Consider the following 14,229-nt stretch of genomic DNA (forward strand, 5'->3'; position numbering starts at 1 on the left):
GTTCGGCGCCGGGGGTCGCGGGCTCCCCGCTGGTCGGCGGGGCCGCGGCCGACTGGCTCGGGCAGCCGTGGGTGCCCTACGCCGGTGCGGTGCTCGCCGTCATCGTTGCCGTGGTGGCGCTGCGCTGGCTCGCGGTCCAGGGGCGGAGCGACACCGTGGGGCGGCTGCGCATGGAGGACGAGAGGGCGCAGGGGATCACCGAGATGCCCGCCGCGGCGGTGCGCAACGTGTTGGAGGACGGAATCGGCGGGTACCCGGAGGTGCGCCGGGCGCGCGTCCGCCTCACGGGATCGCGGCGCGAGCCGAGTGTGTTCCTCGACCTCACCCTGGATGCCGACGCCGACGCCGAGTCCGTGTGGCGGCGGGTCCGGCGGGAGGAGGCGGCGACCTTGCGCGACGCCCTCGAACTCGACGAGCTGCCCGCGGTGATCCGGATGTCGATGAGCGCTCCACCGAGGAACCGCCCGCGGGAACTGCGGTGAGGCCCTCGCGGCAGGGGCACTCGGCGCCTGCGGCACCGCGTGGAGGACGGGCTTTCTTCCGCTAAGCGGATGAAAGGCGAAGTTTTGGCACCTGGATCATGCGGTTCCAGTTGACGGATCCTGATTTTTACCAGGAAGAGTGAACTAGCAGATATCAACCATGTCGCATTCTTCCTCAAGATCTTCGAATTCTTGTCTTATTCTTTGGAGGGTGTCCTCTTTGTTGAGATTCCAGACCGCATACGGAGGGTGGTCGGTGGGAAGTAGATCTATTGATCTGACCCCTGCGTCATAGAGGTCGCTGATCAGGCTGATCATCACATTCGTCTGCTGTTCCTCTGAGGCGCACTTTCCGGCGGCAGCGACGGCCTGACCGTGGACTACGTAGAAGATAACCCAATCGACTCTGGCGTATTCGAGCAGGTAACGGTACTCTTCCTTGTACCGCTCGGAGAATTCCTTGTCGGATTGATCGCTACTCAACGTGCAGTCTCTTCAGGTCTGGGTCAAAATTAGCGAAATCTATCGTCGGGTCTCCGGTCCCGCCGGAGGTGCTGAATTCACGATAGTTGATCTTCCTTCTTCTGGGTCCAAAAATTCAATCTTACCTTTCGGGGTGTTTCTTACCTGAGGCTCGCCGAGTTCTCTGCGTAGTTGTGTCTCGACCGCGGTGGCCTGGGTCCAGGTGCCGGTGGAGGTACGCAGCCGGGTGCCGGGCTCCAGGGCGGCGGCCTCGACCCACCCGGCGGGTTCGGGGGCCCAGAAGGGGTGTTCGGCGGTGGCGGTGAGAGTGCCGGTTCCGCCTCGCCCGTCATCCACGGTGATGTCGACCAGGGTCTTCTCGCCGGTGCCGGTGACCTCGCGCGGGCCCTCTTGGCCGGTCAGCGGGTTGAACGCGAGAACCTCATCGCCCTGCTCGACATCCTGGATCGGGGTGGTCGAGCCGTTCGCCAACAGGACCGGTGTGCCCGGTAGGAAACTACTGCGGGTACAACCCGCCCGGTCTTTCTTCGTATCGTCGGGACCGTCGGCCTGGTGGGTGTCGGAGTCGTTTCTGGGCTTGTCAGGCTTGCCGAGTTTGCCGGCCTTGGCCGCCCAGCCGGCGCCGGGGATGAACCAGGAGCCGATGTCCCAGGTCCCCCGCCCAAAGGCCGTGCCGTAGTCGCCGTTGGGCCAGGCCTCACGCGCGTCCTTGCTGATGAGCAGGGACAGCGGGTCTTCCTTGACGCCCCGCCAGGTCTCGGTGAGGGTGTCGATGAGATTGCTGGTGAAGGTGTCGAGGAGCCCCTCGACATCACCGGAGGCGCCGTCCCACACCCCGCCGAAGAAGTCGCCGGTGTGCTCCAGCAGACTCTTGTCGCCTCCGCCGAGGTTTCCCCGGGCCGCACGATGATCAGTTCGCTCACACTGAGCATCCTTCCGCGATTCGGCGGCCACGTGCCGGAGGTGGCGCAGATGTCGATGACCGTGCCAGGCCGCCGCGCTGCGTGGACCGCATAGGGGACGAGGACAGTGTGATCACCGGCGTGGCACCAGCGGGCGGCCTATGGCCCGGGTGAAAGGAGACTTTCGCCTCTGCGCGCCGCCCTGCATACCTTGAAAGCCTTGACGCGACGCGGGTTCCGTCCCGTGTGGGAATTGTACCGGTGGAGGGTCGGGAAATGTCCCACCGTGCCGCAGCTGAGCCGTAGCCAAGGACACTGGGCCCGGACGAAGGGACGTTCAGCGCCGGCGAGTCACGACGCGTAGACACCTGCCGGTGTGCCGTCGACCACCTGTATCGGGGCACGGTGCCGGGGCCGGACTTTTGCCGCGCGCACCTGAACCGGCGAGCACGCAGGACATGATTCGCGGTCAACGAGGAACGAGTGGTCGGGCCGCCCGCCGGTGAGCTCGACTGGGGAACGGCAGCGGAACGCTGCGGGGGTGGGGCCGCCCGTGAGCCGGCTCTGCCCGGCCTCCCGGCGTGTCGCTGAGGAGGAGGGGGGACGCATGACGATCCAGACGACAGACAGAGAGCTTGCAGAATCACTGCGCGGCGAGCTCATCGACCGCGCTGACAAGGAGTACGAGAGCGCCCGGCGGCTCTACAACGGCATGATCGACAAGCGGCCGCGAATGATCGCCCGCTGCGCGGATGTCGCCGACGTCATCAGGGCCGTCGACTACGGCCGGGAACAGGGCCTGCTCATCGCCGTCCGGGGCGGGGGCCACAACGGGCCTGGGTTCGGCAGTTGCGATGACGGTCTGGTCATCGACCTGTCGGCGATGAACGGGGTGCGCGTCGACCCGGACAGCGCGACCGTGCGGGTGGAGGCCGGATGCAAGCAGGGCGACGTGGACCACGCCGCCCACGCGTTCGGACTGGCGTTTCCGGCCGGGATCGTCTCGACGACCGGGATCGCCGGGCTCACGCTGGGCGGCGGCCACGGGTACCTCACGCGCAAGTACGGTCTGACGATCGACAACCTCCTCGAAGCCGACGTCGTGCTGGCGGACGGCAGCTTCGTCACGGCCAGCGAGACCCGGCACGAGGACCTGTTCTGGGCCCTGCGCGGCGGCGGCGGCAACTTCGGGGTCGTCACCAGCTTCCGCTACCGGGCCCACCCCGTGAGCATGGTCTACGGTGGGCCGATCTTCTGGGACTTCCAGGACGCCCGCCGAGTGATGCGGTGGTACCGCGACTTCCTCCCGGAGGCTCCCGAGGAGCTGTGCCCGTTCCTGGGCCTGAAGACGGTCCCGTCGACGGCGCCGTTCCCGGAGGAGCTGTGGGGGAGGAAGGTCTGCGCCCTGATCTCCTGCTACAACGGGCCGGCCGAGGAAGCGGAAGCGGCGATGAGGCCGATCCGTACCGACCTGCCCGCACCGCTCCTCGACGGTGTCACGACCATGCCCTACCCGGCGATGCAGAGCCTGTTCGATCCGCTCCTGCCTTCAGGACTCCAGTGGTACTGGAAGGGCGACTTCGTCAAGGAGCTGCCCGACGAGGCCATCGACGCCCACATCGAGCACGCGGCGCGCAAACCGAGCGAACTGTCGCTCATGCACCTGTATCCGATCGACGGGGCGGTGCACCGCGTCGGCCAGGGGGAGACGGCGTGGAGCTACCGCGACGCCACCTGGTCCATGGTCATCGACGGCATCGACCCCGACCCGTCCAAGGCACCCGCGATCACCAGCTGGGCCCGGGAATACTGGGAAGCCGTGCACCCGTACACCATGGGAGGCGCCTACGTGAACTTCATGATGGATGAGGGCGACGACCGCCTCCGGGCCACCTACGGCGCCAACTACTCGCGCCTCGTCGCCGTCAAGCGCGCCTACGACCCGACCAACCTGTTCCGGGTGAACCAGAACATCGGGGTCTCTTGACCGGTCGGGCGCGTCCGGCCGGTTGACTCCGGAGGAGCGTGAAGGGCCGCTGCTGAAGCGGCCCTATGACTTCCGGCACGCCGGGGTGACCTACCGACTCAACTCCGGGGGGCCGGCGATGCAGATCGCCGAGTGGGCGGGGCGCGGTGTGGAGGTGCCGTACCGGGTCTATGCGCACCGCCTGGACGGTGACGACGACCGCTGGTCCGGGCGGATGGATGACGGGTCGAAGTAACGTGAGCCCCGGTTTCGGCCGGGGCTTTTTCCATGGTGACCTGGGAAGACGAGGCGGCGTCCCATTCCGCGTATATCCCGGGAAACCCCGCGACCGGCCGCTTCCGGTGGCGCACGGCTGCGCACACAAGAAAACCCCGTGACCGGCGTCGTGCCTGGCCGACCGGGGTTTTCGGTGCTCCTGAAGCGGTGCCCCCTGGAGGATTCGAACCTCCGCACACGGCTCCGGAGGCCGTTGCTCTATCCCCTGAGCTAAGGGGGCGCTTGCGTCATTCACTTTAGCAGGGGTCCAGGGGTGGCACGCACAATATCCGGTGAGGTTCGGCGAACCCCGAGCGCCGGGAGCGGTCCGGGGGTTAGTCTCGCGCCCGTGGGTGAAGCGCTGGCACGGGTACTGGTGGTCGACGACGATGAGGTGATCCGGCAGCTGATCGCCGTCAACCTGCAGCTGGAAGGGTTCGAGGTGCACACTGCTGTCGACGGCCAGGAGTGCCTGGAACGCGTGAGCGAGGTCGCGCCGGACGTGGTCACGCTCGATGTCATGATGCCGCGGCTGGACGGTTGGGGCGCCGCGATCCGGCTGCGGGACGACGAGGAGACCCGGCGGGTGAAGGTCGTGCTCATCACTGCGCGGGCGCAGGGGGACGACGTCAAACGCGGGAGCGACATCGGCGTGGACGCCTACGTGACCAAACCCTTCGATCCGACCGAGCTGATCCGGGTGGTGCGTGAGCTCGCCGGGATCGACGGAGCCGAGCCAGGGGGGTGGAGGGACGGGGGGTGACCCGCGGGGCAAGGGGAACGGGAAGACCATGCGTGGGGACAACGGGGGAGGGCCCAGGCGGCCGGTGGAGCGCGGTGCGACACCGTGGCTGCTGGACGACCTGCTGCGCTCCGCCGCGGCGGCCGTAACCGGGGCCGCCCTGGAAAGTGTTCCCGCCGCGGAGCCGCGGCGCCCGCCGAAGGACGCCCCGGGGGCCTACGCCAGCGCGCTCCCGATGCGCCTCGCCGGCCCGCTCGGCGTCCCGGCGGCGGAGCTGGCGGCGGACATTGCGGCGGAACTCCGATCGAGCCCGCACGTGGTGGACGCCGTTGCGGCGGGGGGCGGGTTCGTCAACCTCACTCTGGCCCCGCGCGCCCGTGTGTCGCTGGTCCGCGCCGCCCGCGGTGCGGACTACCTGGCCGGGGGGCGCCTGCCGCCTCCTGATGCGGAGGGGGCGCGCCGCGGCCGCGTGGGCGCTGTCCCCGTTGCACGCGGCCGAGACGGTCCCGCGGGCGCGGGAGCGCGCCCGCGGGGACGCCCGGCGCAGAATGGTGCTGGCCGCCGGCGGGGTGGACGCGCTGCTGGGGAGGAGGGAGGTCGCCGCGCTCCCGGATCCGCGCGACTCCGGGGTGCCGCCGCCCGTGCCGGGACCGACGGATCCGGCGGACGAGGTGACGTGGCGCGACCCCTACCTGGACGGCCCCCTTGGGGAAGGCGGTGCGGCGCGGCTGCTCGCCGCGACCGGTGAGGCGAGCGCGCGGATCGCGTTCTGCAGGTCCGTTCCCGAGCACCCGCGCGCGGGCGAGTGGACCGGCCAGGGGCTGCCCGCCCTGCCCACAGCGGAGGAGCCGGGCAACTGGGCGCGGCACACCGACGCCAATCCCGCGTTCGTCGTCCGCTACGCGCACGCTCATGCGGTCAGTACCGGGGTGTGGGTGCGCGACAGCGGGCTCGTCTCGCCCCGTCCCACCGGGGAGCTCGCGGACAACGCTGTGGCGGCCCTGGACGAGCCGCGGGCCGCCGCGGTCATCGGCGCGCTCTTCGACGGACCCAGTGTGCTCTCGACCGCCGCTGGACGTCGCCAACCCCATATTCTGGTGCGCTACCTGGAAGGTCTCGCCGCTGCATACCATGAATGGCAGGAGTCCTGCGCCGTCATGGAGGAAGCCGTTCCGGCGGCCGATGCCGCGCGCAGGGAGGCCACCTCCGCGCGGCTCGAACTGTGTGCCGCTGTGGCGGGGGTCCTCAGAACGGGGCTGTCCCTGCTCGGTGTGTCCGCGCCCACAAGGCTCTAGACGCTCCGGACCGGGGCCCTTCCCCGGCAAGCCCGACGCCTCGTTTCCGTACTCCGGGTACAACGGGATGCCCCGAACGACCAGACCGCCTTCCGACCGATCCAGGGTGTCTCCGCGTCCGGCGCGCGGCACGCTTCCAGAGCGGCGCGCCGCCGACGGAACACCCGACGACACAGCCGAGAGTGCCAGCCCATGAGCCGTTACGCCCATCCCGCCGGACCCCGCCACGCCGAGGTGCTGCCCGAGGAGAACCCGCCGCGCCCGCCTCGTGACGTGCTCGAACTCGCCCCCCGGGTCTGGCCGAGCACGGCCCGGCGCGTCAGCGGCGAGGTCACGATCGGCGGAATCGGGGCGGAGAGCCTCGCCGCCGAGTACGGGACGCCCCTGTTCGTCCTGGACGAGGAGGACTTCCGCGCCCGGGCCCGCGACTTCCGCAACGCCTTCAGCGACGCCGAAGCGGACGTCTACTACGCGGGCAAGGCACTGCTGACCAAGGCCGTCGCGCGGTGGGTGCACGAGGAAGGCCTCAAGCTCGACGTCTGCAGTGGAGGGGAGCTCGCGGTCGCGCTGGCCGCCGGGTTCCCGCCGGAGCGGATCGGATTGCACGGCAACAACAAGTCCGAGGCCGAACTGGCGCGCGCGCTCGATGTCGGGGTCGGGCGGATCATCGTCGACTCGTTCGACGAGATCGAGCGTTTGGAGCGGCTGGCGGCCGAACGCGGCGTCGTCGCCGAGGCCCTGGTCCGCGTCACCACCGGAGTCGAGGCGCACACGCACGAGTTCGTGGCCACCGCCCACGACGACCAGAAGTTCGGCTTCGCCATGAGCACGGGGGCCGCGATGGAGGCGGTCCGCCGGATCCTGACCGCCGACCACGTCAACCTCGCCGGCCTGCACTCCCACATCGGCTCGCAGATCTTCGACACCGCCGGTTTCGAGGTCGCGGCGCGCAGGGTCACCGGGTTCCTCACCCGCATCCACACCGATCTGGGCGTTACACCGGCCGAGCTGGACCTCGGCGGCGGCCTGGGGATCGCCTACATGCCGAGCGACGATCCGCTGGAGCCCAAGAGCATCGCCGAGGGGCTGCTCGGTATCGTGCGGCGCGAATGCGCGGCCGCCGGGCTGCCGATGCCGCGCGTCGCCGTCGAGCCGGGACGCGCCGTCGCCGGGCCGTGCGGAGTCACCCTGTACCGGGTCGGCACGGTCAAGGACGTCGAGGGGATCCGCACGTACGTCAGTGTCGACGGCGGGATGAGCGACAACATCCGCACCGCGCTCTACGGCTCGGAGTACACCTGCGTCCTGGCGTCGCGGGAGAGCGGCGCCGAGCCCATGCTCTCCCGTCTCGTCGGCAAGCACTGCGAGAGCGGCGACGTCATCGTGCACGACCTTTACCTGCCCGCCGACCTGCGACCGGGCGACCTGGTGGCCGTGGCCGCCACCGGCGCTTACTGCTACTCCATGGCCAGCAACTACAACCACCTGCCGCGTCCGGCCATGGTCGCGGCGCGTGCCGGTGAAACGCGCACCCTGATGCGCAGGGAAACCGAGGAGGATCTGCTCCGCCTCGACGTAGGCTGATTGCGCCGACTCCGGTCCCCCGGGACCGCGAGGACATGGACCGACACGACGCGAAAGAAGTGGGAGTCACCCCCTTATGGCGATGAAGGTGGCGCTGCTCGGGTGCGGCGTTGTGGGCGCCGAAGCGGTGCGGCTGATCAACGAGCAGTCGACCGAGCTGTCCGCGCGCATTGGAACTTCCTTGGAGATCGGAGGGATCGCGGTGCGCCGGCTCGGGCGCGCCCGCGGCACGGGGATCGATCCGGAGCTGTTCACCACCGACGCCATGAGCCTGGTGACGCGTCCCGACATCGACCTGGTGGTCGAGGTCATCGGTGGGATCGAGCCCGCACGGTCGCTGATCCTCGCCGCGGTCAAGTCCGGCAAATCGGTGGTCACGGCGAACAAGGCGCTGCTCGCCGAGGACGGCGCCACGATCCACTCGGCCGCGCGCGAGACCGGCGTGGACGTCTACTACGAGGCCTCCGTCGCGGGGGCGATCCCGCTGCTCCGCCCTCTGCGCGACTCGCTCGCCGGCGACCACGTGCACCGTGTGCTCGGTATCGTCAACGGCACCACCAACTTCATCCTGGACCGGATGGACAGCCAGGGGGCGGGCTTCGCCGAGTCGCTTGAGGAGGCGCAGTCGCTCGGGTACGCCGAGGCCGACCCGACCGCCGATGTCGAAGGGTTCGACGCCGCGGCCAAGGCCGCGATCCTGGCCCGGCTGGCGTTCCACACCCAGCGCATCACAGCGGCCGACGTGCACCGCGAGGGCATCACCGACGTCTCCGCGGGCGATATCGCCAGCGCCAAGGCCATGGGGTGCGTCGTGAAGATGCTGGCCATCTGCCAGCGCTCCGAGGCGGGCGATTCGGTCGGAGTGCGGGTGCATCCCGTGATGCTTCCGCGTGAGCACCCACTGGCCACCGTCAACGAGGCATACAACGCGGTGTTCGTGGAAGCCGAGTCCGCCGGGCGGCTGATGTTCTACGGTGCCGGCGCCGGCGGAACGCCGACCGCGAGCGCCGTCCTCGGTGATCTGGTCGCGGTCGCCCGCAACCGGCTGGCCACCACCTACGCGGGCGAGGGCGGGCACGACACCGGGCTCCCCGTGCACGAGATGGGGCAGACGATCACCCGCTACCACGTGGCGCTGGACGTCGCCGACCGGCCGGGCGTGCTCGCGCGTGTCGCCGATGTGTTCGCGGGCAACCACGTGTCGATCAAGAACGTCCGCCAGGAAGGGCACGGCGACGACGCCCAGCTGGTCCTGGTGACCCACCAGGCACCCGACTCCGCGCTGGCTACGACCGTCGAGCAGTTGCGCGCTCTGGACATGGTCCGCTCGGTGGCCAGCGTCATGCGCGTCGAGGCGTTCGGCGAGGACGGCTGACGCCTCCCGGCGCGGGGGCGGCACCCGCCTCCCCGCGCTTCCGGTGTTGCGCCCGGTCGGGGCCGGAATCCGGTTCCGACCTGGGCAAGAATGGTCGCGTTCGGGCACGGGCGGTGCCGGTGTGGCCGTAGACTCGGCAGTGATCGCGAAAGGCCGCGCAAGGCGGTCGTTCAGCCTTTCGTCGTCGGCGCCGTTCCGGGCGAGCGCGCCGCCCGCGTCTGCGTGGCCATTTCGTAGAAGTCGTGTCCATCCCACTCGAAAGGGCCCTGTCGTGAACATGGCACGGGCGTGGCGAGGGGTCGTCGAGGAGTATCGCGACCGCCTGCCTCTCACCGCGAACACCTCGGTTGTCACCCTGCTCGAGGGCGGAACCCCGCTGCTCCCCGCCACGCAGGTGTCGGAACTGACAGGGTGTGAGGTGTTCCTCAAGGTCGAAGGGCTCAACCCCACCGGCTCCTTCAAGGACCGCGGCATGACCATGGCCATCACGAAGGCCGCCGAGGAAGGGGCCAAGGCCGTTATCTGCGCCTCGACCGGGAACACCAGCGCGAGCGCCGCGGCCTACGCGGTGCGTGCGGGTATGACCTGCGCCGTGCTCGTCCCGCAGGCAAGATCGCCATGGGCAAGCTGGCCCAGGCCCTGGTGCACGGCGCCAAGCTGCTGCAGGTCGAGGGGAACTTCGACGACTGCCTGGAACTCGCCCGGAAGCTGTCCGTGGACTACCCGGTCGGGCTGGTGAACTCGGTCAACCCGTACCGGCTGCAGGGGCAGAAGACAGCGTCGTTCGAGGTCGTCGACGCGCTGGGTGATGCGCCCGACGTGCACTGCCTTCCGGTCGGCAACGCCGGGAACATCAGCGCGTACTGGATGGGCTACAAGGAGTACGCCAAGGACGGCATCGCCACCGGAACCCCGCGTATGTTCGGTTTCCAGGCCAGCGGCGCCGCCCCCATCGTCACCGGCGCTCCCGTGGCCCAGCCGCGCACCATCGCCACTGCGATCCGGATCGGCAACCCCGCCTCCTGGGCGCAGGCCGAGCAGGCCAGGGACGAATCAGGCGGGAGCATCACCTCGGTGACCGACCGCCAGATCCTCGCGGCCTACCGGATGCTCGCGGCGCAGGAGGGCGTCTTCGTCGAACTGGGGTCGGCCGCGAGTGTCGCCGGCCTGCTGCAGGCGGTCGCTGAGGGGCACATCGAGCGCGGCCGGCGCGTGGTGTGCACGGTGACCGGAAACGGGCTCAAGGACCCCGATTGGGCGCTGGCCGGAGCGTCGGCGGCCACTACGGTACCCGTGGACGCCCATACGGCGGCCACCGCTCTCGGCCTCGTCTGAGCCCCGCCGCCCGTGAACCGGGCGGGATGGTTCCCGCCCGAACGCCGAGGACCCGACCATTCCCTGTTCCCGATCCCGCGGAGTCAACGCATGTCCCAGCCGCGCCCCGCCGGGGTGCACGTCCGCACCCCCGCGACCAGCGCCAACCTCGGCCCCGGATTCGATGCGCTCGGGCTGGCACTGGAGTTGTACGACGAGGCCGAGGTCGCTCTGCGCGACGACGACCGCGTCATGGTGGAGATCGACGGCGAAGGCGCCGACGAGGTGCCGCGAGACGGTTCCCACCTCGTGGTGCGGGCCATGCGCTCGACCTTCGAGGCGATGGGGAAGCAGTTGCCGGGGGTGGAGCTGCGCTGCCGCAACCGCATCCCCCACGGGCGGGGGCTGGGCTCCTCGGCGTCGGCGATCGTCGCCGGCGTGAGTGCCGCCCTGGTGCTCCTGGGGCAGGAGAGCGTCGGCAGCGGACGGATCGACAGGGACCGCGTGTTCCGGCTCGCCGCCGATATCGAGGGGCACCCGGACAACGTCGCACCATGTGTCTACGGCGGGTTCACCATCGCCTGGCGGGAGGCGGAGGCGTGGCACGCACTGCCGCTCGCGCCGTCGCCGCGGCTGCGCCCGGTGGTGTGCATTCCCGAGGAGCGGTTGTCGACAGAGCAGGCGCGCGGACTGCTGCCGGACTCGGTGCCGCACGGGGCCGCCGCGTTCACCGCCGGACGTGCCGCACTCCTGGTCGCGGCCGTTACCGGCCATCCCGAACTGCTGTTGGACGCCACGGTCGACCGGTTGCACGAGGCCTACCGGGGACCGGCCATGCCGGCCAGCGCGGCGCTGGCCCGCGAGTTACGTGAACAGGATGGTCTGCCCGCGGTCATCTCGGGTGCGGGCCCAACGGTCCTGGTGCTCGGGAACGCGCCTGAGCTCGCGGAACGCGATGAGAACCCTCCGCCGGAGGGGGATCCCGGGCGAATCAACGGGGATCAGGCGGATTCAATACGTGAGCGGGCGGGTAAGGGATGGCACATACGCCCCATAACAATCGATCCGGCAGGGGTACGGATCAGTTCTCCCCGTTTATGGACCTGTGTCGAGGAATAGCTGTGGGCTCCGGTGATGTTAGGCTGGGTGAAGCATCAGATGCCCCATTGCGGGGCGCGTGCTCATCCGCCACAGTGTTTTCCGCGCCCTTCGCGTTAGTGGTGTTCTCCATGCGAGCGCTGTGCACGGTTGCCACTGTGTCGAGTTCGCGGCGCGCCCGTGGCTGCGCCTACCCCACCGAGACCGCTTTCTCGTTCCGTGAGAGCGGGAGGACGGTTCACGGGCAGCACTATCGAGCTCATCGCCCCTATATCTGGTCGTGCCCAGAGCCCGCCGCGATTGGGTAGGGACCAGGGTTCCTGGTACCACATGGGGCAAGCCCGACCCGGCCCCCGCCGGTTCGCACCACCGGGCCGGCCGTTCGAGAGATGATGACGGCCGCAGCCCGCTCCTTGGGAAGGACCCTTAGTGAGCGACACCACCGAACTCCACACGGACACGGCGGTCAGCGCGCAGCAGAAGTCAGTCGTATCCGGTGCGGAAGCCGGCGACCCGGCCTCCTCAGCTGACACGAACGCGTCCACGCGGTCGAGGCGCCGCTCCGGAGGAACCGGGCTGTCGGCGTTGAAGCTGACCGAGCTGCAGCGATTGGCGTCGAGCCTCGGTATCACGGGTACGGGGCGGATGCGCAAAAACGACATCATCGCCGCCATCGAAGCCAAACAGGGCGGTCCCGTGGACGCCCCGCAGGGAACGAAATCCTCGAAGGGCTCCGAGAGGCCAGCCGAAGAGGGTAAGGTCGGCGACACCGACGGCGCGGTCGCCACCCGCAGTTCCAGCCAGCAGGCCACAGACACAGACGCCAACAGAGCCAAGGACGGTGAAGCGGAGCAGGACGAGGCCGTGGCCGGCACCGCTGCGAAGGGCGAGAAGGCGCCGGTGCAGGCCGAGCGTCCGGAAAAGCCCGCTCGTAGCCGCCGATCGTCCCGCAAGCGAGGGGACGACTCCGGCGACCAGAACAGGCCGTCGGACGGCACTGATTCCTCTACCACCGCGAGCAGTGTGACCAAGACATCCAATACCCCCCAGAAGAGTGGCTCCGAGTCCCAGAACGGCCAGGGCGGTCAATCCGGCCAGGGCGGCGGGCGGGAACGCCAGCGAAACCGGCGCAATCGCGGGAACCGCGAGGACGCCAACGCCACCGCCGAAACGCAGTCCCAGGACGGCGGCCAGCAGGGTGGGCGCGGCGACGACGATGGCGGCGGGCGCCGCCGCGGACGTCGGCGCGACCGGCGCGACCGGCGCGGACGCGACCGCCAGCAGGACAACGAGCCGGTGATCAACGAGGACGACGTCCTCCTGCCCGTCGCCGGCATCCTGGACATCCTCGACAACTACGCGTTCGTGCGCACCACCGGCTACCTGCCGGTGCCAACGACGTCTACGTTTCGCTGGCTCAGGTCCGCAAGAACGGGCTGCGCAAGGGTGATGCCATCACCGGTGCCGTTCGCCAGCCACGCGAAGGTGAGCGCCGCGAGAAGTTCAACGCGCTCGTGCGGCTCGACACCATCAACGGCATGGCGCCCGACCAGGCGCGCAGTCGTCCGGAGTTCTCCAAGCTGGTGCCGCTGTACCCGCAGGAGCGGCTGCGGCTGGAGACCGATCCCGGCATCCTGACCACGCGCATCATCGACCTCGTCGCTCCGATCGGCAAGGGGCAGCGCGGCCTGATCGTCTCGCCGCCGAAGGCCGGTAAGACGATGGTGCTGCAGTCGATCGCCAACGCCATCACCGAGAACAACCCCGAGTGCCACCTCATGGTCGTCCTCGTCGATGAGCGGCCCGAAGAGGTCACCGACATGCAGCGCACGGTCAAGGGGGAGGTCATCAATTCCACCTTCGACCGGCCGGCGGAAGACCACACCACGGTCGCCGAGCTCGCCATCGAGCGTGCGAAGCGGCTCGTGGAGATGGGCATCGACGTCGTCGTGCTGCTCGACTCCATCACCCGGCTGGGGCGGGCCTACAACCTCGCCGCGCCGGCGAGCGGACGCATCCTCTCCGGCGGTGTCGACTCGACCGCGCTGTACCCGCCGAAGCGGTTCTTCGGGGCGGCCCGCAACATCGAGAACGGCGGCTCCCTGACGATCCTCGCCACTGCGCTGGTCGAGACCGGCTCGCGCATGGACGAGGTGATCTTCGAGGAGTTCAAGGGCACCGGCAACATGGAGCTGAAGCTCAACCGGCAGCTCGCCGACAAGCGGGTCTTCCCCGCTGTCGACGTCGACGCCTCCAGCACACGCAAGGAGGAGATCCTGATGTCGGGCGAGGAGCTCAACATCATCTGGAAGCTCCGCCGCGTGCTGCACGCTCTCGACACCCAGCAGGCGCTGGAACTGCTCCTGGAGAAGATGAAGGACACCAAGAGCAACCCCGAGTTCCTGATGCAGGTGCAGAAGACCACGGTGGGACCGAACGACAACTGACCGTTCGCGCCCGCCCGGCTCCGGAAGGCCCTCTGCACGCGGAGGGCCTTTCCGTCTCCGGACTCCCGCTCGCCGTTATACGCGGGAAAATCCGGCCGTTACCGGATTGACCTGGTCAACCCCTGGTCAAGATGGCGTGGAAGCGTCTATGGTTCGGTGTGCGGCCCTTCCGTGCAGGGAGGGCCGCACCATTTGCGCCTCCCGGCGCCCCTGAGAGGGCGCTGTCGGCGGTTCCCAGGGCCCGGCCGGTTGGCTGTCCCCGGTG

10 protein-coding genes, 1 tRNA gene and 3 pseudogenes are annotated in these 14,229 nt (G+C 69.4%); 11 read left to right on the plus strand and 3 right to left on the minus strand.

What is annotated here, in order from left to right:
- Nucleotides 1-482 (plus strand): hypothetical protein (locus VS93_RS29760; protein ID WP_046470117.1); only part of this gene is annotated, 482 nt, incomplete at its 5' end.
- 144 nt (nucleotides 483-626) lie between these two features.
- Here VS93_RS29760 and VS93_RS12445 read toward each other — a convergent pair.
- Entirely contained in the window at nucleotides 627-965 is a 339-nt protein-coding gene (locus VS93_RS12445; RefSeq protein WP_046470118.1) for an apurinic/apyrimidinic endonuclease family protein, read from the minus strand.
- Nucleotides 966-1,004: 39 nt separating this feature from the next.
- Nucleotides 1,005-1,919 carry a Hint domain-containing protein gene (locus VS93_RS26970; protein ID WP_162231677.1) on the minus strand — a complete coding sequence of 305 codons (915 nt, stop codon included), beginning with the start codon at nucleotides 1,917-1,919 and terminating at the stop codon, nucleotides 1,005-1,007.
- Nucleotides 1,920-2,474: 555 nt separating this feature from the next.
- Here VS93_RS26970 and VS93_RS12455 point away from each other — a divergent pair.
- Both VS93_RS12455 and VS93_RS12460 read left to right on the plus strand, forming a co-directional pair.
- Nucleotides 2,475-3,854, plus strand: a complete 1,380-nt coding sequence (locus VS93_RS12455; RefSeq protein ID WP_046470119.1) for an FAD-binding oxidoreductase — start codon at nucleotides 2,475-2,477, stop codon at nucleotides 3,852-3,854.
- A gap of 22 nt (nucleotides 3,855-3,876) precedes the next feature.
- Nucleotides 3,877-4,089 (plus strand): hypothetical protein, encoded by a 213-nt coding sequence (locus tag VS93_RS12460; RefSeq protein ID WP_052745718.1) that lies wholly within the window; start codon nucleotides 3,877-3,879, stop codon nucleotides 4,087-4,089.
- 189 nt (nucleotides 4,090-4,278) lie between these two features.
- On the opposite strand, the gene VS93_RS12465 is transcribed toward VS93_RS12460, so the two are convergent.
- Nucleotides 4,279-4,350, minus strand: a tRNA-Arg gene (locus VS93_RS12465).
- Nucleotides 4,351-4,458: 108 nt separating this feature from the next.
- Between VS93_RS12465 and VS93_RS12470 the strand changes: the two genes are divergently transcribed.
- The 8 genes and pseudogenes from VS93_RS12470 to rho all read left to right on the plus strand — a co-directional run bounded on the left by VS93_RS12470 (nucleotide 4,459) and on the right by rho (nucleotide 13,964).
- Nucleotides 4,459-4,872: a response regulator transcription factor gene (locus VS93_RS12470; RefSeq protein WP_236700513.1), complete on the plus strand. Its 414-nt coding sequence runs from the start codon at nucleotides 4,459-4,461 to the stop codon at nucleotides 4,870-4,872.
- 28 nt (nucleotides 4,873-4,900) lie between these two features.
- Nucleotides 4,901-5,203 (plus strand): annotated as a pseudogene (locus VS93_RS31580) (hypothetical protein); the annotation flags it as partial.
- A gap of 91 nt (nucleotides 5,204-5,294) precedes the next feature.
- Nucleotides 5,295-6,146, plus strand: coding sequence for a DALR anticodon-binding domain-containing protein (locus VS93_RS12475; protein ID WP_236700514.1), 852 nt, complete (start codon nucleotides 5,295-5,297; stop codon nucleotides 6,144-6,146).
- Nucleotides 6,147-6,338: 192 nt separating this feature from the next.
- Nucleotides 6,339-7,730, plus strand: a complete 1,392-nt coding sequence (gene lysA / locus VS93_RS12480) for a diaminopimelate decarboxylase (protein ID WP_046470120.1) — start codon at nucleotides 6,339-6,341, stop codon at nucleotides 7,728-7,730.
- 76 nt (nucleotides 7,731-7,806) lie between these two features.
- The gene (locus VS93_RS12485) at nucleotides 7,807-9,105 is read left to right on the plus strand and encodes a homoserine dehydrogenase (protein WP_046470121.1); all 1,299 of its coding nucleotides are present in this window, start codon (nucleotides 7,807-7,809) and stop codon (nucleotides 9,103-9,105) included.
- A 277-nt stretch (nucleotides 9,106-9,382) separates the two neighbouring features.
- Nucleotides 9,383-10,440: pseudogene (gene thrC / locus VS93_RS12490) on the plus strand (threonine synthase).
- Nucleotides 10,441-10,530: 90 nt separating this feature from the next.
- A complete protein-coding gene (thrB, locus tag VS93_RS12495) occupies nucleotides 10,531-11,538 on the plus strand; it encodes a homoserine kinase (protein WP_173434304.1) in 1,008 nt (335 codons plus the stop codon).
- A 408-nt stretch (nucleotides 11,539-11,946) separates the two neighbouring features.
- A pseudogene (rho, locus tag VS93_RS12500) lies at nucleotides 11,947-13,964 on the plus strand (transcription termination factor Rho).
- The last annotated feature ends 265 nt before the right edge of the window (nucleotides 13,965-14,229 follow it).

The organism is Allosalinactinospora lopnorensis (genome assembly GCF_000981225.1).
GTDB classification, from domain to species: Bacteria; Actinomycetota; Actinomycetes; order Streptosporangiales; family Streptosporangiaceae; genus Allosalinactinospora; species Allosalinactinospora lopnorensis.

Coding starts and splice junctions, on each gene's coding strand:
- VS93_RS12455 (WP_046470119.1), top strand. CDS start 2,475: ATGACGATCCAGACGACAGACAGAGAGCTTGCAGAATCACTGCGCGGC.
- VS93_RS12475 (WP_236700514.1), top strand. CDS start 5,295: ATGCGGAGGGGGCGCGCCGCGGCCGCGTGGGCGCTGTCCCCGTTGCAC.
- lysA (WP_046470120.1), top strand. CDS start 6,339: ATGAGCCGTTACGCCCATCCCGCCGGACCCCGCCACGCCGAGGTGCTG.
- VS93_RS12485 (WP_046470121.1), top strand. CDS start 7,807: ATGGCGATGAAGGTGGCGCTGCTCGGGTGCGGCGTTGTGGGCGCCGAA.
- thrB (WP_173434304.1), top strand. CDS start 10,531: ATGTCCCAGCCGCGCCCCGCCGGGGTGCACGTCCGCACCCCCGCGACC.